Below are 26,592 nucleotides of genomic sequence, written 5' to 3'. Positions count from 1 at the left end.
CCATGGCATCCGAAGTTCTCGCACTCGACAAGCCGCGATCGCCGAAGCGCCCCGCTGCCCGCCGCAGCAACTTCGAGCTCTACAGCTGGCTGTTCATGCGCATCTCGGGCCTCGCCCTGGTCGTGCTGGTGCTCGGCCACCTGTTCATCATGAACATCCTCGACGGCGGCGTGCACCGCATCAACTGGGGTTTCGTCGCCGGCCGCTGGGCCTCGCCGTTCTGGCAGTTCTGGGACCTGTCGATGCTGTGGCTCGCCGAGATCCACGGCGGCAACGGGCTGCGCACGATCATCGACGACTACGCCCGCAAGGACAGCACCCGGTTCTGGCTGAAGATCGTGCTCTACGTCTCGATGGTGCTGATCCTCGCCGTCGGCACGATGGTGATCTTCACCTTCGATCCCGGCATCTCGGCCAACTGACGCCCCACCACAGGTAAGCGGAGTCCTCATGCAGTTCCACAAGTACGACGTGGTGATCGTCGGCGCCGGTGGCGCCGGCATGCGCGCGGCCATCGAATCCGGCCAGCGTGCCCGCACCGCGGTCCTCACCAAGCTCTACCCGACGCGTTCGCACACCGGCGCCGCCCAGGGTGGCATGTGCGCCGCGCTGGCGAACGTCGAAGAGGACAACTGGGAGTGGCACACCTTCGACACGATCAAGGGTGGCGACTACCTGGTCGACCAGGACGCCGCCGAGATCATGGCGAAGGAAGCCATCGACGCGGTCCTCGACCTCGAGAAGATGGGCCTGCCGTTCAACCGGACGCCCGAAGGCAAGATCGACCAGCGCCGCTTCGGCGGGCACACCCGTGACCACGGCAAGGCCGCGGTGCGCCGCGCCTGCTACGCCGCGGACCGCACCGGGCACATGATCCTGCAGACGCTGTACCAAAACTGCGTCAAGCACGGCACCGAGTTCTTCAACGAGTTCTACGTGCTCGACCTGGTGCTGACGCCGGACGAGGACGGCAACCCGGCCGCTTCCGGCGTCGTCGCCTACGAGCTGGCGACCGGCGAGCTGCACGTCTTCCAGGCGAAGTCGATCGTGTTCGCCACCGGCGGCGCGGGCAAGATCTTCAAGACGACGTCGAACGCGCACACCCTCACCGGTGACGGCCTCGGCATCATCTTCCGCAAGGGCCTGCCGCTGGAGGACATGGAGTTCTTCCAGTTCCACCCGACAGGTCTCGCCGGGCTCGGCATCCTCATCTCCGAGGCCGTGCGCGGTGAGGGCGGCATCCTCCGCAACGCCGACGGCGAGCGGTTCATGGAGCGCTACGCCCCCACCATCAAGGACCTCGCACCGCGTGACATCGTCGCCCGGTCGATGGTGCAGGAAGTGCTGCAGGGCCGCGGCTGCGGGCCGAACAAGGACTACGTCGTCCTCGACGTCACGCACATCCCGGAAGAGACGCTGAACGCGAAACTCCCGGACATCATGGAATTCTCGCGGACGTACCTGGGTGTCGACCCGGTCACCGAGCCGGTGCCGGTGTTCCCGACCTGCCACTACGTGATGGGCGGCATCCCGACCAACATCCACGGCGAGGCGTTGCGGGACAACGAGAACGTCATCCCCGGCCTGTACGCCGCGGGCGAGGTCGCGTGCGTTTCCGTGCACGGCTCGAACCGGCTGGGCACCAACTCGCTGCTGGACATCAACGTCTTCGGCCGTCGCGCCGGCATCGCCGCCGCCGAGTACGCGCTGGCGCACGAGCACATCGAGCTGCCGGAGAACCCGACAAAGGTCGTCGAGGACCAGCTGTCGCTGCTGCTGTCGGAGCACGGTGACGAGCGCGTCGCCGACATCCGCACCGAGCTGCAGCGGACGATGGACTCGCACGCCTCGGTGTACCGCACGGAGGACACGCTCAAGCAGGCGCTGACCGACGTGCAGGCGCTGAAGGAGCGGTACAACCGGATCACCGTGTCGGACAAGGGGAAGCGGTACAACACCGACGTCCTCGAGGCCGTCGAGCTGGGCTTCCTGCTCGAACTCGCCGAAGTCCTGGTCGTCGGCGCCCTGGCGCGCAAGGAATCCCGCGGCGGACACGCCCGCGAGGACTACCCGAACCGTGACGACACGAACTTCATGCGGCACACCATGGCCTACAAGCAGGGTTCCGAGCTGACCGCGGACATCCGACTGGACTACAAGCCGGTGACCTTCACCCGCTACGAACCGATGGAGCGGAAGTACTGATGACCACGGCCACCCCCGAGAAGTCGGAGGCCGTGTCCTCCGACCACACGCCGATCACCGTCACACTGAAGATCCTCCGGTTCAACCCCGAAGTCGACACCGAGCCGCACTGGGAGTCCTACGACGTCCCCGCGCAGCGCACCGACCGGCTGCTGAACCTGCTCTTCTACGTGAAGGACTACATCGACGGGACGTTCTCGTTCCGGCGCTCGTGCGCGCACGGCGTCTGCGGTTCCGACGCGATGCAGATCAACGGCATCAACCGGCTGGCGTGCAAGGTCCTGATGAAGGACCTGCTGGAGACCGGTGGCAAGAAGACCACCATCACCATCGCGCCGATCAAGGGTCTGACCACGCTCAAGGACCTTTACGTCGACATGGACCCGTTCTTCGAGGCGTACAAGGCCGTGAAGCCGTACCTCATCGCCTACGGGAACGAGCCCACGCGCGAGCGGATCCAGTCGCAGGCCGACCGCGACCGGTTCGACGACACGACCAAGTGCATCCTGTGCGCCTGCTGCACGTCCTCGTGCCCGGTGTACTGGAACGACGGCTCGTACTTCGGCCCGGCCGCGATCGTCAACGCGCACCGGTTCATCTTCGACTCGCGTGACGAAGGCGCCGAAGAGCGGCTCGACATCCTGAACGACTCCGAGGGTGTCTGGCGCTGCCGGACGACGTTCAACTGCACCGACGCTTGCCCGCGCGGCATCCAGGTGACGAAGGCCATTCAGGAAGTGAAGCGCGCTTTGCTCTTCAAGCGCGTCTGACGCTTCTGGCTCCAAGTACATGAAGGCCCCCTTCCTTGCGCTAGGCGCAAGGAAGGGGGCCTTCATGTACTTGGAGCTGAGTTATCCACAACGGTGCAGTTATCCACAGGTCGGCAAATCGGCTCTGGCGGGACAGGCTGCTCCGGCCCACGCTGAGCTTCATGACCAAGAGGGGGAAATGGGCTCAGCATCCCGAACTGCTGCACGAACGGAGTCGCAACGGCGTCGTCCGGGCCTCCGATCTGGAAAGCCTCGAGATGAGCAGCCGGACGATCTACACCCGCTGCCTGCCCGGCGGCCCCTGGCAACGCTTACTGCCGGGCATCATCCTGCTGCACAACAACGAACCCACGAGCAAGCAGCTCGTGATCGCGGGGCTACTGCACGGCGGAGCGGACGCGGTTCTCACCGGAATCGAAGCCTGTCGGCGGCACGGACTGCGTACATCCGCGTTGCCCTCGGACACCGGTCTGCATCTGCTGATCCCGCATGATCGGAAGATCCGCAGCACCGGTTTCGTGACGATGGAACGGACGATCCACTTGCCGTCCCCTGTCGTCCGAAACGGCGTTCCCCTTGCCCCGCTGATCCGGGCCACAACGGACGCGGCGCGGCGGCTCGGGGACGCCGAGCAGGTCGAGGCGATTTTGATCGAAGCGGTCCAGAAAGGCGGATGCCTTCCGAAGGTCCTGCTTCGCGAACTCGATCACGGCTCACTTCGAGGTACCGCTGTACCGAGGCGCCTGCTCGCGAACTGGGTAGATCTCCGGTCCATGGCGGAATCGCGCGCCAGGATCCTCAGCCGGCGCATGCCGATACCACCGAGCCACTGGAATGCGGCGATCTATGACCGGCAAGGCAACTACATCGGACGTCCCGACGCGTTGTGGAAGGACGTCGGTCTCGTTTGGGAGATCGACTCCTTCGAGTTTCATTTCCGCAAGTCGGACTATGCACGAACCGTCGAGCGCAATACGCGGTATGCGGCGGCGGGCCTCGTCGTCGTGCAAACTCTGCCCTCCCGGCTTCGAGACGACCCCGACGGTGTCCTCGCTTCCCTCACTGCCGCGCACGACGTGGCCGTGGCCAGACCCGGACCCGACATCCACCTGGCGACAGCAGCCTGAAGTACATGAAGGCCCCCTTCCTTGCGCCTAGGTACAGGAAGGGGGCCATCATGTACTTCACAGAAAGCGAGCTACTCAAGCACGCGCGCGTCCAGCGAGTGGCCGGCGGAGGAGTCTGCGGTCCCGGGCAGCAGGTCGAAAGCCTCCGGGTCGATGTAGTCGACAGCGCCCGTGCTCACGTCCCGCAACATGTTGTACAGCCCCGCCATCACGGCACGCGTGAAGTGCTCCCGGTGCTGCTGCCCCAGCGTCTGCGTCTGCCCGCGCACCTCGAACAGCACCGTTCCAGTCCCGTTCAAGGCGAACGAGCACCGTGCCTGCCCCGGCAGGTCGCGGTCGGCGCCGTGCGGATACCGCGCCCCGACGAACCCGCGCGACGTCATCCCGTTGAACGCGCTGATCGCCAGCTGCCGCGATTCGTCCTTTGTGTACACATTGCGGTACTTCGCGTACTTCTGGCCAGGCTCGAAGAACTTGTCGGGCAGCGGCGGGTAGTCGATGCCGACGTCGAGGAGCCGGTTGCTGCCTTCCTGCCGGACGCACGCGCCCTGGTGGTGCAGGTCGACGTAGACGTCGGGGACCTTCCCCCGCTGAGCGGTCAACCCGGTGTACACCGAACGCAGCGCCCGCGCCTCGGGCGTGATGAACCAGCCAGGCTGATCCGGCGCGCCGGGGAAGTCCTCCGCGCGCGGGACGTAGTTCAGGTCCGGGTTGAAGTCGCGGTTGACGTCGAATCCCGGCCGTTTCCGGTAGTCGTCGCCCTGGAGGACGTCGTTGAGGTAGTTCCAGGCGGGCGGCCGGTCCTTGAGTTGCGGGAACTTCCGCTGGACTTCTGCCCACGACAGGTCGTTGCCACGCCGGTCGAGTTCGGCGCCGTCCGGGTTCAGTTTCGGGACCGCGACGAAGGTGATGGTCTTCCTCAGCCGCTCGGCGTCCCGCGATTCCGACGTGCCGAGGTAGTCGAGGATGCGCAACAGCGCGTCGGTGCCGGTCTTCTCGTTCCCGTGGATCTCACTGGAGACCACGAAGACCTTCGGGCCGGTCCCGACGGTCGCCTGGTGGATCACCCGCCCGCGGTTGGACCGCCCGACCTCCTTGACGGCCACCCGCCCCTTGCTCACGCGCTCGAGCCTGCCGAGTTCGCGGACCATCTCGCGATAGTCGGTGAACTCGTTGATGGGCAGCTCCCGTGGCTCGTCGCTGCAGGGCGCCACCGGAGCCGCGACCGCCGCGGGCGCACTGACAAGCGGGAGCATCGCCAGCCCCACCACCACGGGAACCAACCGACCGAACACCGACATCGTGAACTCCCCACTGTCGAAGGTGTTCACAACGTAACCAGTGGGACCCGATCGCGAATCCTGCGAAAGTGCCGAACCCCGGTGAATGCCTGACCGAGCTAGCCTGAGAGGTCATCGGCTGGTCCATCCGAGGGGATCCCATGGAAGCGACGACCGAACTGCGCAGAACCCTGTCTCGTCGGCTCCTGCCACTGCTGTCAGATCTCGAAGATCTCGTCTACCGCCACGGCTACCTCCGTGTCGTCGCAGGCGCGGTCGCGGCCTTGAGCACGATCGGGATACTCGGCCAGGTCCTTGGGCTCGCCTGGTTGCGCACGACCTTCGCTACAGCGGCCGCCGTCCTGTTCGTTACGGCCGCGCTGGTTTCGTTCTCCGCCACCCGCAATCTGCGCGATCGCTTGACCAGAACTGAGCAGCTTCTTCATTCCTACCTGCCGGACTTACCCAAAACGACGCCGGTGGGCATTCGCCGCTGGGAGCAGGACACATGGATCGACGAAAACGGCGACACCTGGATTCGCCGAGAAGTGACGATGGCCAAGTCGGCTGGTCATCACCTCCGGTACCTCACCTTCACCTCGGTTTGTTACGGCGCCACCAAGTACACCAACCGCGAGAAGCGAAGGGTGACGTATGACTTCGTCCACGCCACCGCTTCCGACCCGCAATCGGGAATACGCGTTCCCACGACTTCGAGGTGGTCGGACACCGAACTAGGTGAACCGAAACTAACGGTCTACGTCCATCTCGGCCGCACCGTCGAGGAAGGGGACATGGTCACCGCGGAATGGCATTGGCCGAAATACTCGGCCGACCTCATGAAGGGGCTCCGGCCCGAGGCTTTCGACACCTCGTTCACCACTACGGTCGCCGAGTTCGAATTCAAGGTGACTTTCCGCAACTTCAAAGACGATGCGGCGCTGAAGGTGAAGCCTCTGCCCACGACAGAGATAGAACGCTCGCGTGAAGGCAGAGACACCGTCCTGCGGTTGAAGGGAACGGCACCACAGAACGGCCAGCGCTTCGGATTCGTCGCTGACGTACGAGGGACTGAATGACCGGGGCCCGCCCGCGAAACGCGGACGGGCCCCGGCGAACGAAAAGATCTACTTCACCGCGTCCAGAGCGTTGACGCGGCCGTGCCCGTAGTACGAGTTGTCCTTCGCCGGGCCTTCACAGACCGGTGCGGCGGTGCCGCACTCGACCGCGTCGGCCTGGTGCTCCAGCAGCCAGGTCAGCAGCCGCGGCGGAGCGTGGCGGTAGCGGGACGCCAGCAGCGCGGCGACACCGGCGGCGTGCGGAGACGCCATCGACGTGCCGCACTTGGCGCCGTAGGCACCGTTGAAGATCGTCGACAGCGGGCAGCCCACACCCTGGCCGGCGGGCGGCAGCAGGGCGAGCCCGGCGGCGGGGGCGGTGACCGAAACGTCGTCACCGTAGTTGCTGTACGACGACTTCGTGCCCGCGTAGCCGATGGCCGAGACGTTGACGACGCCGTCGATGGCCTTGGGCAGGATGCCGCAGCTCTCGTCGATCGGGTGGGGGCGGTTCGGGTCGGTGGTCTGCTTGTCCGGGTCGAAGCCGCTGTTTCCGGCGGCGGCGACGTTCAGCACGCCACGACCGGTCGAGTAGGTCACCGCGCGGCGGACGGCCTCGAACGCGGCCGCGTCGCCCGGCTCCTTCGTGCAGTAGAACATGCCCGGGTCGATGTAGTAGCTGTTGTTCGTCACCGGGAAGCGGTGCTTCGCGGCCCACATGAACCCGCACACCGCGGCCTCGGGAAGGATCAGGCCGTCGTCGTTCACGACCTTCACCGACGCCAGCTTGACGCCGGGCGCGACGCCCGTGAAGCCGCGCGCGGTGTCCTTGCCCGCGATCGTCCCGGCGACGTGCGTGCCGTGGTCGGAGTTCGTCGGGGCCCAGGCGGCGGGAGTGGTGTCGGGCGCGCCGGAGTTGCAACCCGCGGACGTCTTCGGGTCCAGAGCGTCCTTCAGCCCGGGGTGGGTGGGCTCGATGCCCGAGTCCAGCACGCCGACGGTCACCGAGCGGCTGCCACCGGAGACCTTGTTCGCTTCGGGAGCCTGGATCGCCCGCATGTCCCACTGCTGGGCCGACAGGTCCTCTTCGACGGCGACGCTGGTGGTCTCTTCGTTCTCCTTGGTGTCGACCACGGCGGAGCGGGTCGACCTGGCCGAGGCCGCCGGCGGGAACGCCACGTCACGGCCGCCCGAGTAGGCGCGGAAGACGCCGATCTTCGCCTGGAAGTCGGCGTTGCGCGAGGTCGCGACCGCGACCCCGATCTCCGGGTAGTACGCGACCTTCTCGCCACATTTGGCGCGCAGCTCGGCGTCGACCTTGCGCTCCGGGGTGCGCGGGTCGTAGAGCACCACGTAGTTGAACGGCGCGCTCGCGGTGTCGCACTGCGGCGCGGGCGCGGCACTCGCCGACGGGGCCGCGAACACGCTTCCGGCCGCCGCCGCGACGAGCGCGGGGACGAGCAGACGTCTGATCCGGGACATTCAGCCTCCATGATTCGGTGAGGTGAACGTTAGGGAGCCGACGCCGGGCCCACCACCGTCAAAAGGACGACAAACCCGATCAGGCGTCAGCCTTTTCCGCGTCCCGTGACTTGGCGCCACGAAGCGTGCGCAGACCGATCAGGCCGATGATGGTGCCGAGCACGAACGAGACGACCGTCAGCACCGCGTGCACGATGAAGTAGGCGGTCGGCGAGCCGTCTGCGGCCCAGGCGCGGTCGCTGTCCCAGAGATTCTTGGCGAACGTGATCCAGATGATCCACGACCACACGCCGAAACCCAGCAGGAACATCGAAGTACCTCGCGAAATGCGCATGCCCCTGAGTATGCAGCGAGCCCGGCGACGCTACATTGCTCGGGTGCACAGCGCTATCTCCCGGTCGCTCATGGTCCTCGTTTCCGGTGTGCTCGCCCTCGCGGTGACGCCGGTGGCCACTGCGGCTCCGAAGCCACCAGCCCAGGCGCAGCCGTGCGCGAACAAGACGACGCCTCCCGCGCCGATCGACACCTCCGAGAAACCGCGCCCCGGGGAGGCCGCGCCGGAGCCGTTGCCGGTCCCGCCGGTCCCGGTGGGGGGCGACCGGATGGCCGAATGCGGGGTCGTGCTGCCGAAGCGCGCGCTGAACCCGCCCGAGGGAAGCACCGCCGCGTCCTGGGTGCTGCAGGACCTCGAAACCGGCGACGTCATCGCCGCGAAGGACCCGCACGCCCGTCAGCGGCCGGCGTCGCTGATCAAGGTCCTGCTCGGGCTCGTGGTGGTCACCGAACTGCCGCCGAACAAGGTCGTCGTGCCGACCAAGGAGGACGCCGAGCAGGAGTGCACCTGCATGGGCATCGCCGCGGCCGGTCAGTACACAGTGGACCAGCTGCTGCACGGACTGCTGATGCACTCGGGGAACGACGCGGCGCACGCGCTCTCCACCGTGCTCGGCGGCGTGGACGCGACCCTCGCGAAGATGAACGCGCTGGCCACCCGCATCGGCGCCACGGACACCCGGGCCGCGACACCGTCCGGACTCGACGGCCCCGGCATGTCGACCTCCGCCTACGACATGAGCCTGATCTTCCACCACGCGATGAAGAACCCCGAATTCGCCAAGGTGGTCAAGACGAAGAGTTTCGAAATCCCGCCCACCGCGGGAAAACCGGTCATCACGATTTACAACGACAACAAACTCCTCGGTAGCTATCCCGGATTCACCGGCGGAAAGACCGGATTCACCGACGACGCGCGCCACACCTACGCCGGCAGCGCGGTCCGGAACGGTCACCGGGTCGGGGTCGTGATGCTTCGCGCCGAGCAACGCCCGACGCGGGTCACCGAACAGGCCGCGAAGCTCCTCGATTACGGCATCGCGCTGCGCGAGGCCAAGGCCGAATCGGTGGGGCGCATCGAATACCGGCCGGCGGCCGCGGTGGAAGCGGATCCGGCCAACGCCGTGCCGAACGCCGACGGCGCTTCGAACAGTGGCGCCGCGGCCGCGGCCGAAGACCCGTTCGGGGTGACGGGCTGGATCATCACGCTGGTCGTCTTCCTGATCATCGTGGCGTCGTTCGTCGTCGGTCACCAGCGCCGGAAGGCCATGGCGGGCGAGTAGCCGGAACTTCAGGACTTTCGGCGGCCGAACCAGCCCAAGAGCGCGCCGGTCGCGAAAGCCCCGCCGACGGCGCCGAGCCCCGGCCCCTGCTGAACGGTCACCCGCGGGTGGATCAGCACCGGGGCCGGCGGCTCGATGACCGTCTTCAAGTTCTCCTTCGCCGTCGCCGTCCACGCGGTGACGAACAGCAGGAACCGCGAGACGAGGTTCGCGAACACGAGCAGACCGATCACCGGGCCGAACAACGTGAACGCCGGTGATTTCGTGACACTGCCGAGGTAAAGGGTCGCGGCCTGCTGGAGCACGACGAACCCGACCGCGGCGAAGATCGCACCCTTGACCGCGCTGCGCAGCGCGACGTGCTCACGAGGCAGCCTCGCGATGACCCACAGGAAGACCAGGGTGTTCGCGAGCAGGCCGAGCACGATCGTCGCGACCTTCAACAGGAACACGGCCCAGCCCTGGTTCTCGAGACCGACCAGTTCGAGCAGGAACCGCCCGACGCCGCTGCCGGCCGCGGTGAGACCGAACGAGACCACCAGCGCGAGGCCGAGGCCGACGAGGGACAGCAGATCCTTGATGGTGGTCGAAACCAGCGGGAGCTTCTGCTTTTCCTGGCCCCACTGAGCGGTCAGCGCGTCACGCAGGTTCGACATCCAGCCGACGCCGGAGTACAGCGCGAGCAGCAGACCGAACACGCCGATACCGCCGCCGGAGTCCAGCGCCGCCTTGATGATGCTGCCGACCAGATCGCTGAGCCCCTCCGGGACCGACTTCTTGATGCCGTCGACGAGCTGGTTCGTCACCACCTGATCGCCCGCGAGCACGATCTTGATGATCGCGAACGCGACCATCAAGATCGGGATCACCGAAAGCACGCTGAAGTAGGTGATGGCGGCGGCGTAGTGGTTGCCGTAGCGCTCGGTGAACGCGTCGTTCGCCCGGATGAGGTGATCGAGCCAGCCGTACTTCCGCCTCAAGCGCGGTAACAGCTTGTCCTCTTCCGGCTTCGCGCCGTCATCTTTCGCCACCAGTAGACGCTAACCACGCCCAGGGCGGCCCGCAACGCGAACTAGCCCGCCGGGGGAAGGAAACCGATGTTCTCGTAGACGTTCCGCAAAGTCACCGAAGCGACTTCCCGTGCCCGTTGCGCGCCGAGGGCCAACGCCTTGTCGAGCTCGGTGACGTCGTCCAAGTAGGACTGGACGCGCTCCTGCACCGGCGTCACCCACTCGACGAACGCCTCCGCGACGCCCTTCTTCAGATCGCCGTACCCCTTGCCCTCGTAGGAGTTCTGGAGTTCGGCGACCGGCTGGTCGGTCAGCGCGGAAAGGATCGTCAGCAGGTTCGAGACGCCCGGCTTGTTCTCGGTGTCGAAGACGATCTCGCGCCCGGTGTCGGTGACCGCCGAACGCACCTTCTTCGCCGACTTCTTCGGGTCTTCGAGCAACTCGATGAGGCCGTTGCCGGTCGACGAGGACTTGCTCATCTTCGCGGTCGGGTCCTGCAGGTCGTAGATCTTCGCCGTGTCCTTGACGATATGCGGCTCCGGCACGGTGAACGTCTTGCCGTAGCGGTTGTTGAACCGCTGCGCGAGGTTGCGCGTCAGCTCCAGGTGCTGCCGCTGGTCCTCGCCGACGGGGACCTCGTTCGCCTGGTACAGCAGGATGTCCGCGGCCTGCAGAACCGGGTACGTGAACAGGCCGACGCTGGCGCGATCCGTGCCCTGCTTCGCTGCCTTGTCCTTGAACTGCGTCATCCGGCTCGCTTCGCCGAACCCGGTCTGGCACTCCAGCACCCACCCCAGCTGGGCGTGCTCCGGCACCTGGCTCTGGACGAACAGCGCGCTGCGCGCCGGGTCGACGCCGAGCGCGAGCAGCTGCGCGGCCGAGCGGCGCGTGCGGTCGCGCAGCACCTTCGGATCCTGCTCGACGGTGATCGCGTGCAGATCGACGACCATGTAGAAGGTGTCGTGGGTGTCCTGCAGCCGCACCCATTGCCGCAGCGCACCCAGGTAGTTGCCAAGGTGGAACGAGTCGGCGGTCGGCTGGATCCCGGAGAGCACCCGCGGGCGCTTCAGTTCGTCGGACACGCCCGGATTCTCTCAGGCCACCTCCCGGCGGGTCATCCGGCCTCGCCCCGGCCGAACGGTCTAAACGGTTAAACGCCACATACTTCCGACGGTTCTGAGCGCGGTGCCCGATTCCTAGCGTTCATGGCACCGGATCTTCCGGCCACACCGAAGGAGAACCCAGATGAAGGCACGATCCCTACTGATGGGCTTGGCCATGGCGGCTGCGGCCGTCTTCTCGCTTTCCGGCGTCGCGGCGGCCGCCGAGCCCACCGGAGGCTTCCAGCCGAACATCGTCGGCGGCGGAAACGCGACGCAGGTCTACTCGTTCATGGTGTCCCAGCAGTCGAGCTCCGGTGGCCACCAGTGCGGTGGCTCACTGATCAGCTCGACCTGGGTGGTCACCGCGGCCCACTGTGGCACGCCGTACCAGGTACGCGTCGGCACCACGAACCGCACCAGCGGCGGCACCGTCGCCCGCGTGGCCCAGCGCATCGCCCACCCGACCGCCGACCTGGCGCTGCTGCGTCTCTCGACGGCGGTGTCGCAGGCGCCGGTCACGATCGCCGACGCGTCCGGGGCCGTTGGCACCGCGACGCGGATCATCGGCTGGGGCCAGACCTGCCCCGTCCGCGGCGGCTGTGGCGCTCCGATCAACCTCCAGGAGCTGAACACCTCGATCGTCGCCGACACCCGGTGCAGTGGCATCAGGGCCGCCAGCGAGATCTGCACCAACAACCCCAACGGCAACTCGGGCGCCTGCTACGGCGACTCCGGCGGCCCGCAGGTGAAGCAGGTCAGCGGTGTCTGGCAGCTGGTCGGCGCCACCAGCCGCGCCGGGAACAACAGCAGCACCTGCGCGACCGGGCCGTCGATCTACGTGGACGTCCCCTACTTCCGCAGCTGGATCCGCACCAACTCCGGAGTCTGATCCGGTTCCCGCGTCGCCCCACCGTCCCCGGGGGCGACGCGGGCCCAGCCGGTTCAGCAACGAACCGTGCGGAAGTTCGAACAGCCGCTCCAGCAGCGCGACCGCCTTCAGGGAGTCGCACCGCTCGGGGCGGCTTCTTCCGGTCCGCCAGTAGCTCAAGGTCGCGACACTGACCCGGACGCCCTGCCGGGCGAGCCGATGCCGGATCCGGTCGAGGCCGAGACCGCTGTCCGTGATCGCCCGGTCCAGAGCGAGCGGGAAGGGGTCACCGGGCCGGCTGCGACGCCGCGTCACCGTCATGGACCTGAGGGTGGCGATCAGCGGGCGGCTAAACAATCCGGGCGGGACTAGGTGTACCTACCCAAGAAATCCGCCGCGTCGCCTTTAGCGGGCTAAACGCGATCCGCCCGGCCCCGCCGCCGACCTGCGTTTAGCGGGCTAATCGCGATCCGGGCCGACCTGACGCCCTGGCGCCTTTAGCGGGCTAAACGCGATCCGGGGGCGTGTCGCCTTTAGCGGGCTAATCGCGATCTGGACCGGGAAGGCGCAGGTCAGGGGCGCTGTTGGCGGGTGAGGCCGTCGTCCGCGAGCACGGCCTCGGCCATCGCGGAGACGTGCGGGGCGGCGGGCTGGGCCGGGGCGACGGGAGCGGGGGCGACGGCGGCCGCGCGCGCCTTCCGGCGCTGACGGAACACACCGAAGGCCATACCGACGATGCCGAGCGCGACGGCGATCAAGCCGACCGGGCCGAGAAGACCGAACGCCATCTCCGAGCGCGACGCCGACTCCGCGGCCGACGCCGGACCGGCGCCCGCGACGAGCAGGGCGACCGGGATCGCGATGACCGCCGCGGCCCTGGCCGCGGGCAGGGCCGATCGCATCAGGAGATGAACTGGGTTCCGCACCGGAGTGCCTCCCGTGACGTGACTTTGCCGGACCGGAACGCTAACCCGAACGAGTGCGCATTTCCAGGCTGCTGGTCAAAAAACTACCGAGCGTGTCAAGACCTGTGGGTTCTGATCAACTCGGGGCACGAGACTAGCCCCTCACAGGGGGGATCTTTCGAGCACCCCTCTTCTCAGAGTTGTCACCGCCGGAGCCGGTTTCTGACAAAAACGGACAGCGTTACGCCATTCGGCTGTCGCGACGGGGCCGAACAGGCACGATCCGACTTTCCCCGGTTGGTTTCTTGTGCGCAATGGTCTATACCTGTTGGCCATACCCCTTAAAAGGTATAGACCAATCTCCCCTGCATGGTCCCCTCGTACGAAGGAGCCACCGATGTCTCTTCGACGTATCCTCGCGGCGGTCGCCGGCACCTTCGCCGCCACCACGGTCGCCGTGGTCGTCCCGGCCCAGTCCGCCTCCGCCGCGGACTGCGTGGCGCCGTGGAACGCGAGCTCGGTCTACTGGGGCGGCAACACCGCCTCCCACAACGGGCACAACTGGTCCGCGAAGTGGTGGACACAGAACGAAACGCCTGGCAGCGCGCAGGTCTGGGCCGATCAAGGCGCCTGCGGCGGCGGCACGACCAACCCGCCGAACCCGTCCGGCTTCGTGGTCAGCGAGGCCCAGTTCAACCAGATGTTCCCGAGCCGGAACCCCTTCTACACCTACAACGGCTTGGTCACCGCCCTCAGCGCGTACCCGGCCTTCGCCGGCACGGGCAGCGACACCGTGAAGAAGCAGGAAGCGGCCGCCTTCCTGGCGAACGTCAGCCACGAGACCGGCGGCCTCGTCCACATCGTCGAACAGAACGAGGCCAACTACCCGCACTACTGCGACACGAGCCAGTCCTATGGCTGCCCCGCGGGCAACGCCGCGTACTACGGCCGCGGCCCGATCCAGCTGAGCTGGAACTTCAACTACAAGGCCGCCGGCGACGCGCTGGGCCTGCCGTTGCTGACCAACCCGTGGCTGGTGCAGAACGACGCGGCGGTCGCCTGGAAGACCGGCATCTGGTACTGGATGACCCAGAACGGCCCTGGCACGATGACCCCGCACAACGCGATGGTCAACAGCCGCGGTTTCGGTGAGACCATCCGCAGCATCAACGGAAGCATCGAGTGCAACGGCGGCAACCCGGCCCAGGTGCAGAGCCGCGTGAACAAGTACCAGCAGTTCACCGGCATCCTCGGCGTCACTCCCGGGAGCAACCTGTACTGCTGATCCGTCCAGGGAACCGAAGGGGCCTTTCGCCGCATCTGACGCGGCGAAGGGCCCCTTCAGTTCTCGTCGAGGGACACCAGCAGGCGGCGCAGCGCGGCGTCCAGGACATCGAGGTCCTCACCCAGCGGCGACAGGAGCTTCGCGACGTTCGCCGTGTGCTCGGTCATCGCGGCGTCGACGACTTCGAATCCGCGCTCGGTGAGCGTGACCCGGAAGCTGCGCCGGTCTTCGGGGTCCAGCGCCCGTTCGACCAGCCCCGCCGCCTCTAGCCGGTCGATGCGGCTGGTCATCCCGGCCCTGGACATCATCAGCGTCGCGGACAGCTCGGACGGGATCAGCGTGTACGGCTTCCCGGACCGCCTGAGCGCCGCGAGCACGTCGAACTCCCCCTGCTTCAGGCCGTGTTTCGCGAACACGGCTTCCACCATCGGCGTGGTCAGCATCGCCACCCGGCCGAGGCGCCCGGCGACCCCGATCGCGGTCAAATCCAGTTCCGGCCGCTCGCGCCGCCATGCGCCGACCACCGCGTCGATCGCGTCCGCGTTTCGCTCTTCACTCACGGACGCAGTCTATTCGACGGGAGATAGTTTGACAGCGAACTATCAGCGGTGGAACTATCATTGGCATGACTCAACGCGTGGAAACCCGTGAACCCGTCCTCGTCCGCGCCGCCGAAGCCGAGACCGTCGGCGCGGCCCCCACTCTCGTCACCCTGCTCGCCGATGTCTCGACCACAGGCGGAGTCATGAGCAGCGCGAGAACACAGCTGGGTGTCGGCGCCGATGGAGCGGCGCCGCACTATCACACCGGCTCCTCCGAGATGTTCTTCATGCTCGGCGGAAAGCTCGAAGTCCTTGTGGGAGAAGAGATCGTCACCGTTGCCGAGGGCGACATGCTCGTCGTCCCACCACTGACCACACACGCTTTCCGTGCGGCCGCGGACTCGTCGGCGGACGTACTGATCGTGTTCATCCCCGGCGTGGAACGGTTCGGCTACTTCCGTCTACTGGAAAAAGTCGGGCACGGCGAAGCGACCGTCCAGGATCTCTTGGACAGTCAGGAAAAGTTCGACAACCACTTCGTCGAAAGTCCAGTGTGGACGGAGAGCGCGAAGGCCCGTCAGTAGCCGCGCGGCGGATAACCCGGCGGCGGATACCCGGGTTGCGGGTACTGCGGCGGCGGGTATTGCGGCGGCGGATATCCCGGATGCTGCGGCGGATACGGCGGCTGGCCGTACTGCTGCGGGGGCGGATACTGCTGCGGATACCCGGGATTCTGCGGCGGATACGGCTGTTGCGGGTACTGGGGTAGTGGTGGGTATTGGGGTTGTGGTGGCGGCGGGGCGGCGGCCTGTCCGCCGCCGAGGTGGAACGGCAGCAGCGACACCAGTTGCGCGAGCTTGCCGAGCGTCGCGAGGATCTCGTCCGGCTTGGTCCGGCCGAACGTCGGATTCTCGACGTAGACCAATTCCGCGCCGACGAGCGACCAGGTGTGCAACTTCGAGGACCGCATCGTGGCGGCCACTTGCGGCGTCAGCACACCGATCGCGACGTTCGGGTCGGTGTCGATCAGCTTGTACCAGCGGTTGAACTTCCGGTCCGCCGTGGCGGGCTCGGGGTACTGCTCGACGTCCCAGGCGGACTCGATACTCGACACGATCTGGAAGTTCGGCATCGGCGCGGGAAGCGTGACCACCCAGACCGTGTCGATCGAGAGCGTGTCGAGCTCGTTGACCTTCTTGTTGGTCCACCGCGTGTGCACGCTCGTGACCGTCGGGCGGCGATGGTAGTCGAAGACGCTGAACCGCAGCCCTTGATACGCGCCGCTCAGCGCGCCGAACGCCATCCGCTTGTCCCCGCGCTGGTTGAACGGCAGCACCGTCCACCGCTCCAGGAGGTTCGGCGCGTCCGGGCTGAACTCCCACCCGTACTGGCCGGACATGGCGTAGCGCTCGGCGTTCGTCGCCTCGATACGCCTGGCCTCGTTCGTTTCCATCGCAACCCCCGGATCTCCCGCGCGCAGATTATCCGAGGTAAGCGTGAGCGTCACGCTGCATAGAGAAGCTCCCGTGTCTCCAGCACCTGCTGTTTGAAGTACGGATCCGGCCGTCCGCTCAGTCCCTGTACGTCGCCGTCACCGGCGCGTGGTCGGACCAGCGCTGGTCGTAGGACTCGGCGCGTTCGACCACGACGGAAGTACACCGCTCGGCAAGGCCGGGGGTGGCGATCTGGCAGTCGATGCGCCAGCCCGAGTCGTTGTCGAACGCCTTCCCGCGGTACGACCACCAGGTGTACGGGCCGGGGCCTTCCGGATCGAGCTTGCGCTGCACGTCGACATACCCGGCCTCGGTGAACACGCGGCCGAGCCACTCCCGCTCCTCCGGCAGGAAGCCCGAGCTCTTCTGGTTGCCGCGCCAGTTCTTCAGGTCGGTCTTGTCGTAGGCGATGTTCCAGTCGCCCACGACGACGACCTCACGGCCGCCTGCCGCCGCCTTGGCGCGCAGGTCGACGAGGTACGGCAGGAACGCCGCCATGAAGCGTTCCTTCTCGTCCTGGCGCGGGGTTCCGACGTCGCCGCTGGGCAGGTACAGGCTCGCGACCACGACGTTCGGCAGGTGGATCTCGGCGTACCGGCCGCTGTCCTCGAATTCAGGCTCGCCGAACCCGATGCGGACCTCTTCCGGCTCGGCCCGGCTGAAGAGCATGACGCCGTTGCGCCCCTTCTGCACCGACGGCGCGTGCACCACGTGCCAGCCTTCGGGCGCGGCGGCACCGGCCGGAAGCTCCTTGAGCTCGGCCCGGACCTCCTGGCAGGCGACGACGTCGGCCTTCGTCGAGCCCAGCCACTCGACGAAGCCCTTTTTAGCGGCGGCACGGAGGCCGTTGACATTCACAGTGGAGACGGTCAGCACTCGTCGCACGCTACCCGGGGGGTCCGACAGAACCGGCACGGCGTGCGCTCTGCGAGACTGCCCGCATGAGCGAGCTGACCGTGCTGGGCAGCTGCGGCGCCTGGCCGGAACCGGGTCGGGCCTGCGCCGGCTTCCTCCTGGTCCACGAGGGTTTCAAGGTCGTACTCGACCTCGGTTACGGCGCCGCGTCACGGCTGTTCGAACACTGCCCTGGCGGCCGGGTCGACGCGGTGGTGGTGACGCACGAACATCCCGATCACTGCGCCGACGTGAGCGCGCTCGGACGTGCCCGCGCCTATGGGCTGCCGGACGAACCGAGGATCCCGCTGCACTGCACGCCGGGCACGGTGCGGCGGCTCGAAGCGATGGAACCGCGACCGCATCCGACGACGATCTTCGACGTGTTCGAACTCGGCCGGCCACGCGAGGTCGGGCCGTTCCGGATGACCACGTTCCTGCTGCCGCACCATGTGCCGAACCACGGCGTCCGGCTGACCGCGCCCGGGCTCACCGTCGCCTACACCGGGGACAGCGGGCCGAGCCCGATCCTGGCGGAACTGGCGCGCGACGCCGACCTGCTCATCGCGGACGCCACGCTGCAGGGCCCTTCTCCCGACGAGACGCCGCGCCTTGTGTCGACGGCGGGCGAGGCCGGGTACTGGGCCGAGCGCGCGGGTGCCCGGCGACTGCTGCTGACCCACTTCTGGCCGGGTTCCGACCGCGACGTCTCGGTCGCCGAAGCGCGGAAGGAGTTCAGCGGCGAGGTACTGGCGGCCGAGGAAGGCGCCCACTTGCGTTTAGCGGGCTAATCGCGATCCCCCAGGTCAGGGCGCCCAGTCGCCTTTAGCGGGCTAAACGCGAAGCCGCAGGTCACCGGCCTGTCGCCTTTAGCGGGCTAAACGCGAAGCCGCAGGTCACCGACCTGTCGCCTTTAGCGGGCTAAACGCGAAGCCCCAGGTCACGGGCCGCATTTGGCGGCGTCGACCGGGGGCGCGAACTCGGCGGAGACCCATTTGCCCTCGGCGATCTTGCGGAAGCCGTTCTCGACCACCGGCTGCGCGTCGATCTTCGCGTCCTTGACGTACTTGCCGACGATCTTCTGCCCGCCGGGGGCGTCGCGTGCGTTGAGCACGTCGGCCGTCACCACGACCTGGCATCCGGTCGGGCTGGACGCGCTGGACTCCCTGTCCTGTCCCGAGATGGCGACGACGACGATGAGCGCCAGTCCGCCGCCGATGAACAAGACCGGTTTCGAGATGGCCATGATGGTCACTCCTCGAACAAGGGAATCGTTTTCTGTCCGGTCCAGAGTGGCAGAAGCCGGGGCGGTCGCCCAGATCCCGGATTGCCAACCACCCGGAGGCGCCAACCGGTCGGCGGGCGTGCTACCCACCGTCACAAGTGCGCGAAGGCCCCCTTCCGGCGAGGGAAGGGGGCCTTCACGTACTTGGCTGAAGAACTCAGCCCTGGGCGATCTTCTTGGCCAGGTTGGCGTCCAGCGTCGCGAGGAACTCCTCGGTGGTCTGGAAGGCCTGGTCCTTGCTGATCAGCAGCGCGAGGTCCTTGGTCATCTTGCCGCTCTCGACGGTCTCGACGACGACCTGCTCCAGCTTGTTCGCGAACCCGATCAGTTCCGGGTTCGAGTCCAGCTTGCCGCGGTGCTCGAGGCCCCGGGTCCACGCGTAGATGGACGCGATCGGGTTGGTCGAGGTCGGCTTGCCCTGCTGGTGCTGGCGGTAGTGCCGGGTCACCGTGCCGTGCGCTGCCTCGGCCTCGACGGTCTTGCCGTCCGGGGTGCGCAGCACCGACGTCATCAGGCCCAGCGAGCCGAAGCCCTGCGCGACCGTGTCGGACTGGACGTCACCGTCGTAGTTCTTGCAGGCCCAGACGTAGCCGCCCTCCCACTTCATCGCCGCGGCGACCATGTCGTCGATCAGGCGGTGCTCGTAGGAGATGCCCTTGGCGTCGAAGTCGGCCTTGAACTCGGCCTGGTAGATCTCCTCGAACACGTCCTTGAACATGCCGTCGTAGGCCTTCAGGATGGTGTTCTTGGTCGACATGTAGACCGGGTACTCACGGTCGAGGCCGTACTGCAGCGAGGCGCGCGCGAAGTCCTCGATGGACTTGCGGTAGTTGTACATGCCCATGGCGACGCCGCCGCCCTCGGGGAACTTCGCGACCTCGAACTCCATCGGCTCGGAGCCGTCGTCCGGGGTGTAGCTGATGGTCAGCGTGCCGGGACCGGGGACCTTGAAGTTGGTCGCCTTGTACTGGTCACCGTGCGCGTGACGGCCGATGATGATCGGCTTGGTCCAGCCGGGCACCAGGCGCGGGATGTTCTGGATGACGATCGGCTCGCGGAAGATCACGCCGCCGAGGATGTTGCGGATCGTGCCGTTGGGCGAGAGCCACATCTTCTTGAGGCCGAACTCTTCGACGCGCGCCTCGTCCGGCGTGATCGTGGCGCACTTGACGCCGACGCCGTGCTTCTTGATCGCGTTGGCCGAGTCGACGGTGACCTGGTCGTCGGTGCGATCCCGCTCCTCGATACCCAGGTCGTAGTACTCCAGGTTCACGTCAAGGTACGGGTGGATCAGCCTGTCCTTGATGAACTGCCAAATGATGCGGGTCATCTCATCGCCGTCGAGCTCGACGACGGTGCCCTGGACCTTGATCTTGGCCATGAGCAGCGGTGCTCCTTCCGCGGATCTTCGCGTTCTTCTTCAGTCTCTCCGGTAGCGGTACAAGCGTACTGCTTAACGGTCCTGGATGGTTCCAGTAGTGGTCGGTATCAAGTCTCCACGAGGCCGTTGTGACCGACGTCACCCGGTCGGACGACGGCCATCCGGCCGTCACGGAACCGCGCGGGCCGCGACATCATCGAACAAAACTCCTCTGCCGGCCCACCGGAAAGGGCGCTCCCATGACGAACAACCCCTACGCTGTGCCGCCGTACGAGCAGCCTCAGGCCCCGGAGCCTTACGGCGCCCAGCCTAGGCAAACGAGCCGGGCCGTGCCGCGCGTGCTCAGCGCGCTCGGCGGAGTGCTGCTGACACCTGTCGCTCTCGGCCTGGTGATCTACGGCGGCTCACGACTGCAGCGGATGTACGCCCAGGCCTACACCGTCGGCGAAGACCCGCTCGGCTTGGTCATGCTTATCGTCGGCGGCCTTCTGCTGCTCGGCGTCGCACTTCTCGGCGCGCTGTCCGGACTGGGGCCGGTGATCGGCGGTCTGGTCTGGGGAGTGGTGCCAGGACTGACCACCTTCCTGGGCGGGCCGAGCGTCATGAGCACCATGTACGACCTCGGCGGCCGCGAACTCGGCGTCGGCCTGGTGACCTGGCTGGTGATGGGCGCCCTGTTCGCGAGCGGATTCCTGCTCGTCGGGGCAGGCCTGGCCGGCACCCTCGCGCGGCGCCGCCCGAATCGCGTTTAGCGGGCTAAACGCGATCCGCGGAGATCGAAGTGAACCGAAGGGGGCTGACGTCCGTAGTCCGGTTAAGGGAGGTGACCCGCCCATGTCATCGCACCGGTACGTCGCGGAGTACGACGACGAGGACTACCAGGAGTACGGCGAGTACGAGCAGGAACCGAAAGACCCGCGGAGGCCGTACGAGGACGTCGAGTCGTATGAACCGTACGAGCCGCCCTTCGACGACGACCTGGGCGTCGAAGACCCGCGCGCGGGCCGAGGCGTGCGTCGCGTTCTCAGTGGCGCGGGCGGTCTGATCCTGACGCCGGTCGCCCTCGGCCTGTTGTCTTGGGGCGGCCTGCGGCAGCAGATGCTCGTCCAGGCCACGCTCAGCACCCAGCGTGACGTCTTGAGCATCGGCCTGCTCGTGGGCGGCGGACTCCTGTTGCTGGCGGTCGGGCTGCTCGGCGCGCTCTCGGCGACCGGCCCGATCCTCGGCGGTCTCGTCTGGGGCGTCGCGCCGGGCGTGGCGACCATCGCCGTCCCGGAATGGGGCTTCCGCCTGGTGAAGTACCTGCCGCAGAACGACGTCACCTACGGCGTCACGAGCTGGCTCTTCATCGGCGGTCTGCTCGCGACGGGCTTCCTCCTGATCGGCGCGGGCCTCGCGTCGAGAGTCGCCCGGCGGCGCCGCTGAGCGGGCTGGGACCATCGGCGTATGGGTTTGTTCACCGTTCCCGAAGCCCGCGCCGAGCTCGCCCGGCTACGTCCCGTGCTCGACGAGCTTGTCCGTCTTCGCGCCGACGCGGCCGAACTCGCCGCGTCCCTGCGCCCCGGCGGCCGGGCGACCACGCTCGGCGGGATGCCGGAGTGGAAGGCCGCGCAGGCCCGGTTGGACGACCTGATGACGACCGTCCAGCGGACGGGTGCGGAGCTGAAGGGGTTCGCCCCGCTCCTGATCGACTTCCCGGCCGATCTCGACGGCGTCGACGTCCTGCTGTGCTGGCTCGAAGGCGACTCGGAGTTGTGCTGGTATCACCGCGTCGACCTGGGTTTCGCCGGCAGGCGCCGCCTCCCGGATAAGGTCGCCGTCGTGAGCGAGGAGATCGCGGCCGGGCTGTTCGACGGCATCGCCGCGCACTACGACGAAGACACTTTTCACGGCCTGGTCGCCGACGCGCTCGTCGACGGCCTCGGCCTCAGGGCGCCCGGACGCGTTCTCGACGTCGCGACCGGTACGGGTGTGGCCGCGTTCGCCGCGCTGCGCCTGGAGCCGGGCGAAGTGCTCGCGATCGACATCTCGCCGGGCATGATCGCCCAGGCCGAGAAGAAGGCGGCGACGCACGATCCCGGCAGGCTCATCACCTGGCAGGTCGCCTCGGCGGTTCCGTCGCCGGTGGAGGACGAAGGCGCGGACGCCGTCCTGTGCGCGTCTTCGCTGCATTTCCTCGGCGCGGCCGCGCTCCGCGACTGGCTGCGGGTGCTGCGCCCGGGCGGCAGAGTGGCTTTCAGCCTGCCGCTCGCGTCGGCGTTCCGGCCGTCGGAGGCGTTCGCCGCCATCGTCCCCACCGACCTGAAGCTGCCGGAAACCGAGGACGAGGCGGCGGAACTGGCCTCTGAAGCGGGTTTCACCGCGGTGACCGTGAAACGCGTCGACGTCGCAACGCCGGACCGGATCCGGTCGGTGTTCGTGGTGCACGCGACCAGGCCCTGATACCTACAGCGGCGCGAAGAACGGCACGCACTTCGGCGCGGGGGCGCCTTCCGGGTCGAGCGCCTTGAGGATCAGGCTCGTCACGTTCGGGTCGATCGCCTGGCTCAGATGCCCGGAAACGTCCGCGCCGCAGTGGTCCTGCAGCACGATGTCGGTCGTGCCCGGCTCGCCGAGCACCCCGCTGGTGTACGGCGTGACCACTCGATCGTGTCGGCTCACGATGCTCGTGTACGTCGGCCCCGGCACGCTCACGCCGCCGCGGGCGAGGTCGTCGAGGAAGTCCGACGGCGCGAGGTATTCACGGCACGCCCCGCAGACGCCGTCGGCGAGCAGATCGAGGCCGGGCAGCGAAAGGACGGTCCTGGCCAGTCCGGAAAGGCCGTTCAGCGTCGTGCCCTTGAAGTTCGAGCCGAACCCGACGAAATGCTTCACCTTCTCCGCGCCGCCCTCGAATTTGAGGTAGTACGCGGGCATCGTCGTACCCTCGGAATGCCCGACGATGTCGACCTTGTCGGCGCCGGTGCTCGCTCGCACCCGGTCCACGAACGCGCCGAATTCGACGGCGCTCTTCCGCATGGAGCCGAGTCCGCCGAACAACTGTCCGCCCAGAACGGTGGCGCCGTAGGTCAGCGAATAGACGCAATAGCCGGCGTCCTTGAGTTTCGGCGCGTGATGGAACCAGTTGGTCGTCGCGTTGCCGCCGAGGCCGTGCGCCAGCACGACGGGCTCGGGATGGCTCGCGCTGGGCTTGCACGACCAGTCGTTCCAGCCGCTCGACGGCGCCGCGCTCGCCACCGCCGGGACGGCGATTGTGAACGTCAAGGCCGCGACAAGCGTGGTGAGGATCCTTCTGGCCCGCATCCCTGCCTCCGGTTACTCGTCAGTATGTGTGATGCGAGTCATCATGCGTCACAAACCGGCGAGCCGAACCGGGAGAACGACCAGACTTACGCGCCGCCTCTTGTGACGGGTCACAAGGGCAGCAGGACGCGCCGCTCGATCGGGCTGGACATGACGATCGACGTCGTCGTGGCGCCCAGCGTGGAGAGGTCTTCGAGGAGGTCTTCCAGGTGGGTGGTGTCGCGGACGGCGATCTTGAGGATCCAGCAGTCCTCGCCGACCACGTGGTGCAGTTCGAGGATCTCCGGGCGGTCCATGATCTTCCGGGTGCGCGAATGCCGCACGGTGAACCCGCTGTGCGGCGCCACCCGGACGAACGCCCGCAGCCCGAGGCCGATCCCGGCGGGCGAGACGAGCGCCGCGTAGCCCGTGATCGTGCCGTCGGCTTCGAGCCGTTTGACGCGTTCGCCGACGGCGGCGGGGCTCAGTGAAACCCGGCGTCCGAGTTCGCTCAGGGTGATGCGGCCTTCCTCCTGAAGGAGTTCAAGGAGTCGCCGGTCGATCACGTCCAGTGAGCTTTCAGTGAAATCACGATTTGGCCGTGAATCTTTCAGCGATTCCGCCGATACGCCCATGTTCTCCCCTTCATTCACCAGGATCGCCACCGTAACACTGGTCGTCATGAAGAGAGTGCTCGTTCTGGGCGGAAGCCGGTACTTCGGCCGGGGGGTGGTCGAGCGGCTGCGCGACGCCGGATTGGACGTCACCGTGCTCAACCGCGGCTCCGCGCCGGCGCCGTCCGGCGTCGCCCATCTGATCGCCGACCGAGACGACGAAGCCGGCCTGAAGGCCGTATTGGGCTCCCGTTCCTTCGACGTCGTGCTCGACCAGGTCTGCTACACCCCGGTCCAGGCGGACATCTCGCGTCGTGTCCTCCGCGCGGACCGGTACGTGATGACGTCCACGATCGAGGTCTACGACCAGATCCGGGCGAACGCGCCGATGGCCGAATCGCTGGTGACCCGGTCCCCTGCCGACTTCGGTCTTCCATGGCACAACACGGATTTCCTCGAAACGCAGTACGGCGAAGGCAAGCGTCAGGCCGAAGCGGTCTTCGCGGCCGGGGACGCGTCGTTCGCTTCGGTGCGGGTCGCGCACGTCCTCGGCGGCGGCGATTTCACCGGGCGGCTCCGGCATTACGTCGAGCTGCTGGACGCGGGACAGGCCGTCGAAATCCACGCGGAGCCGCGTCCGTCGACGTTCATCCACGAGAGCGAGATCGCGGACTTCCTGGCCTGGGCCACGTGTGCGGACTTCACCGGACCGATCAACGCCGGTTCGCACGGCGAGCTTTCCGCCGTGGACATCGCCCGTGCGATTTCGGCCGAGCCCCGGTTCCGGACCGTCGAGCGGGACGCTTCGCCGTTCTCCTTCGACCGGTACGCCGTCCTGGACACCTCGCGCGCGACCGGTCTCGGTTTCTCCTTCTCCACCACCACCGATTGGCTCGGCGAAGCCGTCGAAGAAACCCGAAAGGCGGCTTGAGCATGCGCTACCGCGGCATCGGAGACGTCGAGGTGAGCGCGATCGGGCTGGGCGCGATGCCGCTGTCGATCGAGGGCCGGCCGGACCGCGACCGCGCGATCGCCACGATCCACGCCGCGCTCGACGCCGGTGTCACGCTGATCGACACGGCCGACTCCTACCACTGGCGCGCGAGCGAAACCGGGCACAACGAGGTGCTCATCGCCGAAGCGCTGGCAGCCCGCAGCGGCTCGGACGCGGTGCTCGTCGCGACCAAGGGCGGCCGCGGCCGTCCCGGTGACGGCTCGTGGACCGTCACCGGGACCCCCACGCACCTCAAGAACGCCTGCGAAGGCTCGCTGAAACGGCTCGGCGTCGACGCGATCGGGCTCTACCAGCTGCACAAACCCGACGAGAACGTGCCATGGGCGGAATCCGTCGGCGCGCTCAAGGAGCTGGCCGACGAAGGCAAGATCCGGCTCGCCGGACTGTCCAATGTGTCCAGTGCGCAGATACTGGAAGCGCGGGAAATCCTCGGCGAGACACTGGTTTCGGTGCAGAACGAGCATGCGCCCGCGCAGCTGTCGCATGAACCGGAACTGGCCCTGTGCACCGAACTCGGACTCGCCTATCTGCCGTGGGGCCCGCTCCGCGGGATCGGCGGAGAGTTCCTTTCCGTGGCCGAAGAGCTCGGGGTCAGCCCGCAACAGGTGTGCCTCGCCTGGCTGCTCGCGAAGTCGCCGTCGATGGTCGCGATCCCCGGCTCGACCAGGCCGGCGACGATCCGCGACTCGGCGGCCGCGGCCGATCTCGTGCTGACCGCCGAAGATCTCGCCCGGCTGCCGTGATCAGGCGCTGACCATCAGCGTCACGCCGAGGGCGATCATCGTCGCGGCGACCAGGCCATCCAGCACCCGCCACGACGACGGCTTGCGGAAGAACCCGCTGAGCAGCCGCGCGCCGAAACCGAGCGCGAGGAACCAGAGCACGCTGGCCGACACCGCACCCACGCCGAACGCCCACCGGTCGCTGCCGTGCCCGGCCGCGATCGCGCCGAGCAGGAGGAGCGTGTCGAGGTAGACATGCGGATTCAGCCAGGTGATCGCCAGCGTGGTCAGCACGATGCGGCGCAGCGATCCGCCGGTCTCCGGACCACCGGTTTCCAGCGCCGCCGGCTTGAACGCGCGACGGGCCGCGAGAGCGCCGTAACAAAGCAGGAAGGCGCCGCCGACCAGGGCGACGATCGTCAACGCTTCAGGTGACGTCCCCACCAGCGCGCCGACCCCACCGACGCCGAGACTCACCAGGATGGCGTCCGAGAAGATGCAGATCAGCACCACGACGAGTACTGCTTCGCGCCGGATGCCCTGACGCAGCACAAAGGCGTTCTGCGCGCCGATCGCGACGATGAGGGCCATGGTCGCGCCGAACCCGGCGACCGCGCTGAACAGAACGTCTCCCATGCCGACCACAGTAGAAATC

At 67.4% G+C, this 26,592-nt stretch carries 29 protein-coding genes; 15 read left to right on the top strand and 14 right to left on the bottom strand.

Annotated features, from left to right (window positions below; genetic code table 11):
* Window positions 1–2: 2 nt before the first annotated feature.
* The 4 genes from DMH03_RS35770 (at window position 3) to DMH03_RS35755 (ending at window position 4,102) form a co-directional block, all read left to right on the top strand.
* Window positions 3–422, top strand: a complete 420-nt coding sequence (locus DMH03_RS35770) for a succinate dehydrogenase hydrophobic membrane anchor subunit (protein WP_125796445.1) — start codon at window positions 3–5, stop codon at window positions 420–422.
* 28 nt (window positions 423–450) lie between these two features.
* Window positions 451–2,205, top strand: coding sequence for a succinate dehydrogenase flavoprotein subunit (sdhA, locus tag DMH03_RS35765; RefSeq protein ID WP_125796444.1), 1,755 nt, complete (start codon window positions 451–453; stop codon window positions 2,203–2,205).
* On the top strand, window positions 2,205–2,975 hold the full coding sequence (locus DMH03_RS35760; protein WP_007032047.1) for a succinate dehydrogenase iron-sulfur subunit: 771 nt from the start codon (window positions 2,205–2,207) through the stop codon (window positions 2,973–2,975). Before sdhA ends, DMH03_RS35760 begins: the two co-directional genes overlap by 1 nt.
* A gap of 161 nt (window positions 2,976–3,136) precedes the next feature.
* A complete protein-coding gene (locus DMH03_RS35755; protein WP_125796443.1) occupies window positions 3,137–4,102 on the top strand; it encodes a hypothetical protein in 966 nt (321 codons plus the stop codon).
* 71 nt (window positions 4,103–4,173) lie between these two features.
* Here the strand turns inward: DMH03_RS35755 and DMH03_RS35750 are convergent, their stop codons facing one another.
* Entirely contained in the window at window positions 4,174–5,403 is a 1,230-nt protein-coding gene (locus DMH03_RS35750) for a M14 family zinc carboxypeptidase (RefSeq protein ID WP_233611806.1), read from the bottom strand.
* A gap of 140 nt (window positions 5,404–5,543) precedes the next feature.
* On the opposite strand from DMH03_RS35750, the gene DMH03_RS35745 reads away from it, so the two are divergent.
* Complete coding sequence (locus tag DMH03_RS35745; RefSeq protein ID WP_125796441.1) at window positions 5,544–6,461, top strand: hypothetical protein; 918 nt, start codon at window positions 5,544–5,546, stop codon at window positions 6,459–6,461.
* A gap of 48 nt (window positions 6,462–6,509) precedes the next feature.
* Here the strand turns inward: DMH03_RS35745 and DMH03_RS35740 are convergent, their stop codons facing one another.
* Together DMH03_RS35740 and DMH03_RS35735 are read right to left on the bottom strand one after the other, a co-directional pair.
* Complete coding sequence (locus tag DMH03_RS35740) at window positions 6,510–7,922, bottom strand: S8 family serine peptidase (RefSeq protein WP_125796440.1); 1,413 nt, start codon at window positions 7,920–7,922, stop codon at window positions 6,510–6,512.
* 79 nt (window positions 7,923–8,001) lie between these two features.
* Window positions 8,002–8,256: an SCO4848 family membrane protein gene (locus tag DMH03_RS35735; protein WP_026467335.1), complete on the bottom strand. Its 255-nt coding sequence runs from the start codon at window positions 8,254–8,256 to the stop codon at window positions 8,002–8,004.
* A gap of 43 nt (window positions 8,257–8,299) precedes the next feature.
* Here DMH03_RS35735 and DMH03_RS35730 point away from each other — a divergent pair, with 43 nt between their 5' ends.
* Window positions 8,300–9,538, top strand: coding sequence for a D-alanyl-D-alanine carboxypeptidase family protein (locus tag DMH03_RS35730; protein ID WP_199749152.1), 1,239 nt, complete (start codon window positions 8,300–8,302; stop codon window positions 9,536–9,538).
* An 8-nt stretch (window positions 9,539–9,546) separates the two neighbouring features.
* On the opposite strand, the gene DMH03_RS35725 is transcribed toward DMH03_RS35730, so the two are convergent.
* Window positions 9,547–10,569 (bottom strand): YhjD/YihY/BrkB family envelope integrity protein, encoded by a 1,023-nt coding sequence (locus tag DMH03_RS35725; RefSeq protein ID WP_125796439.1) that lies wholly within the window; start codon window positions 10,567–10,569, stop codon window positions 9,547–9,549.
* Between the two features lie 41 nt (window positions 10,570–10,610).
* A complete protein-coding gene (trpS, locus tag DMH03_RS35720) occupies window positions 10,611–11,630 on the bottom strand; it encodes a tryptophan--tRNA ligase (protein WP_125796438.1) in 1,020 nt (339 codons plus the stop codon).
* A gap of 163 nt (window positions 11,631–11,793) precedes the next feature.
* Here trpS and DMH03_RS35715 point away from each other — a divergent pair, with 163 nt between their 5' ends.
* Entirely contained in the window at window positions 11,794–12,540 is a 747-nt protein-coding gene (locus DMH03_RS35715) for a trypsin-like serine protease (RefSeq protein ID WP_125796437.1), read from the top strand.
* 551 nt (window positions 12,541–13,091) lie between these two features.
* On the opposite strand, the gene DMH03_RS35705 is transcribed toward DMH03_RS35715, so the two are convergent.
* On the bottom strand, window positions 13,092–13,421 hold the full coding sequence (locus DMH03_RS35705) for a hypothetical protein (protein ID WP_125796728.1): 330 nt from the start codon (window positions 13,419–13,421) through the stop codon (window positions 13,092–13,094).
* Window positions 13,422–13,821: 400 nt separating this feature from the next.
* Here DMH03_RS35705 and DMH03_RS35700 point away from each other — a divergent pair, with 400 nt between their 5' ends.
* Window positions 13,822–14,709, top strand: coding sequence for a glycoside hydrolase family 19 protein (locus DMH03_RS35700; protein ID WP_125796436.1), 888 nt, complete (start codon window positions 13,822–13,824; stop codon window positions 14,707–14,709).
* A 56-nt stretch (window positions 14,710–14,765) separates the two neighbouring features.
* Here the strand turns inward: DMH03_RS35700 and DMH03_RS35695 are convergent, their stop codons facing one another.
* The gene (locus tag DMH03_RS35695; RefSeq protein WP_125796435.1) at window positions 14,766–15,269 is read right to left on the bottom strand and encodes a MarR family winged helix-turn-helix transcriptional regulator; all 504 of its coding nucleotides are present in this window, start codon (window positions 15,267–15,269) and stop codon (window positions 14,766–14,768) included.
* 65 nt (window positions 15,270–15,334) lie between these two features.
* Here DMH03_RS35695 and DMH03_RS35690 point away from each other — a divergent pair, with 65 nt between their 5' ends.
* Window positions 15,335–15,835, top strand: a complete 501-nt coding sequence (locus DMH03_RS35690) for a cupin domain-containing protein (RefSeq protein WP_125796434.1) — start codon at window positions 15,335–15,337, stop codon at window positions 15,833–15,835.
* On the opposite strand, the gene DMH03_RS35685 is transcribed toward DMH03_RS35690, so the two are convergent.
* Together DMH03_RS35685 and DMH03_RS35680 are read right to left on the bottom strand one after the other, a co-directional pair.
* Window positions 15,829–16,704 (bottom strand): hypothetical protein, encoded by an 876-nt coding sequence (locus DMH03_RS35685; protein WP_125796433.1) that lies wholly within the window; start codon window positions 16,702–16,704, stop codon window positions 15,829–15,831. The genes DMH03_RS35690 and DMH03_RS35685 overlap by 7 nt on opposite strands.
* Before the next feature lie 118 nt (window positions 16,705–16,822).
* The gene (locus tag DMH03_RS35680) at window positions 16,823–17,629 is read right to left on the bottom strand and encodes an exodeoxyribonuclease III (protein ID WP_125796432.1); all 807 of its coding nucleotides are present in this window, start codon (window positions 17,627–17,629) and stop codon (window positions 16,823–16,825) included.
* 56 nt (window positions 17,630–17,685) lie between these two features.
* Here DMH03_RS35680 and DMH03_RS35675 point away from each other — a divergent pair, with 56 nt between their 5' ends.
* Window positions 17,686–18,429 (top strand): MBL fold metallo-hydrolase, encoded by a 744-nt coding sequence (locus DMH03_RS35675; protein WP_125796431.1) that lies wholly within the window; start codon window positions 17,686–17,688, stop codon window positions 18,427–18,429.
* A gap of 149 nt (window positions 18,430–18,578) precedes the next feature.
* On the opposite strand, the gene DMH03_RS35670 is transcribed toward DMH03_RS35675, so the two are convergent.
* Window positions 18,579–18,884 carry an SH3 domain-containing protein gene (locus DMH03_RS35670; protein WP_125796430.1) on the bottom strand — a complete coding sequence of 102 codons (306 nt, stop codon included), beginning with the start codon at window positions 18,882–18,884 and terminating at the stop codon, window positions 18,579–18,581.
* 196 nt (window positions 18,885–19,080) lie between these two features.
* Window positions 19,081–20,304: an NADP-dependent isocitrate dehydrogenase gene (locus DMH03_RS35665; RefSeq protein ID WP_034304555.1), complete on the bottom strand. Its 1,224-nt coding sequence runs from the start codon at window positions 20,302–20,304 to the stop codon at window positions 19,081–19,083.
* A gap of 329 nt (window positions 20,305–20,633) precedes the next feature.
* On the opposite strand from DMH03_RS35665, the gene DMH03_RS35660 reads away from it, so the two are divergent.
* The 3 genes from DMH03_RS35660 (at window position 20,634) to DMH03_RS35650 (ending at window position 22,746) form a co-directional block, all read left to right on the top strand.
* Window positions 20,634–21,056, top strand: a complete 423-nt coding sequence (locus DMH03_RS35660) for a hypothetical protein (RefSeq protein ID WP_125796429.1) — start codon at window positions 20,634–20,636, stop codon at window positions 21,054–21,056.
* Between the two features lie 82 nt (window positions 21,057–21,138).
* Window positions 21,139–21,729 (top strand): hypothetical protein, encoded by a 591-nt coding sequence (locus DMH03_RS35655; protein WP_125796428.1) that lies wholly within the window; start codon window positions 21,139–21,141, stop codon window positions 21,727–21,729.
* A gap of 21 nt (window positions 21,730–21,750) precedes the next feature.
* Window positions 21,751–22,746: a DUF2203 family protein gene (locus DMH03_RS35650; protein ID WP_125796427.1), complete on the top strand. Its 996-nt coding sequence runs from the start codon at window positions 21,751–21,753 to the stop codon at window positions 22,744–22,746.
* Between the two features lie 3 nt (window positions 22,747–22,749).
* Here DMH03_RS35650 and DMH03_RS35645 read toward each other — a convergent pair whose 3' ends face one another.
* Window positions 22,750–23,607: a triacylglycerol lipase gene (locus tag DMH03_RS35645; protein WP_125796426.1), complete on the bottom strand. Its 858-nt coding sequence runs from the start codon at window positions 23,605–23,607 to the stop codon at window positions 22,750–22,752.
* 110 nt (window positions 23,608–23,717) lie between these two features.
* Window positions 23,718–24,152 carry an Lrp/AsnC family transcriptional regulator gene (locus DMH03_RS35640; protein ID WP_199749151.1) on the bottom strand — a complete coding sequence of 145 codons (435 nt, stop codon included), beginning with the start codon at window positions 24,150–24,152 and terminating at the stop codon, window positions 23,718–23,720.
* Window positions 24,153–24,267: 115 nt separating this feature from the next.
* On the opposite strand from DMH03_RS35640, the gene DMH03_RS35635 reads away from it, so the two are divergent.
* Window positions 24,268–25,131 carry an NAD-dependent epimerase/dehydratase family protein gene (locus tag DMH03_RS35635; protein ID WP_125796425.1) on the top strand — a complete coding sequence of 288 codons (864 nt, stop codon included), beginning with the start codon at window positions 24,268–24,270 and terminating at the stop codon, window positions 25,129–25,131.
* A 2-nt stretch (window positions 25,132–25,133) separates the two neighbouring features.
* The gene (locus tag DMH03_RS35630; protein WP_125796424.1) at window positions 25,134–25,958 is read left to right on the top strand and encodes an aldo/keto reductase; all 825 of its coding nucleotides are present in this window, start codon (window positions 25,134–25,136) and stop codon (window positions 25,956–25,958) included.
* Here the strand turns inward: DMH03_RS35630 and DMH03_RS35625 are convergent, their stop codons facing one another.
* Window positions 25,959–26,573, bottom strand: coding sequence for a LysE/ArgO family amino acid transporter (locus DMH03_RS35625; protein WP_125796423.1), 615 nt, complete (start codon window positions 26,571–26,573; stop codon window positions 25,959–25,961).
* Between the last annotated feature and the right edge of the window lie 19 nt (window positions 26,574–26,592).

Origin of the sequence: Amycolatopsis sp. WAC 01376 (genome assembly GCF_003947415.1) — a bacterium.
Classification (GTDB): Bacteria; Actinomycetota; Actinomycetes; order Mycobacteriales; family Pseudonocardiaceae; genus Amycolatopsis.
Note: the sequence above shows the minus strand (reverse complement) of the source record. Positions and strands in the feature narration are given on the sequence as shown.